General features: G+C 52.7%; 1 rRNA gene (cut by a window edge). It reads left to right on the top strand.

Annotation, left to right across the window (positions count from 1 at the left end):
• A 23S ribosomal RNA gene (locus B3S92_RS07105) occupies positions 1-338 on the top strand (it extends 2,434 nt beyond the left edge of the window).

The raw sequence follows: 338 nt of genomic DNA, 5'->3' as shown, positions 1-338 counted from the left end.
ATGTCGGCTCATCTCATCCTAGGGCTGAAGCAGGTCCTAAGGGTATGGCTGTTCGCCATTTAAAGAGGTACGCGAGCTGGGTTTAGAACGTCGTGAGACAGTTCGGTCCCTATCTACCGTGGGCGTTGGAAATTTGAGAGGATCTGCTCCTAGTACGAGAGGACCAGAGTGGACGAACCGCTGGTGTTCGGGTTGTCATGCCAATGGCATTGCCCGGTAGCTACGTTCGGATTGGATAACCGCTGAAAGCATCTAAGCGGGAAGCCAACCTCAAGATTAGATTTCCCTTAAGAGCCGTTCAAGACTAGGACGTTGATAGGCAGGGTGTGGAAGCGCAG

This window comes from Psychrobacter sp. UBA3962 (assembly GCF_002385225.1).
Classification (GTDB): domain Bacteria; phylum Pseudomonadota; class Gammaproteobacteria; order Pseudomonadales; family Moraxellaceae; genus Psychrobacter.
The sequence above is the reverse complement of the archived record's forward strand: the minus strand, read 5'-3'. Positions and strand labels throughout refer to the sequence as shown.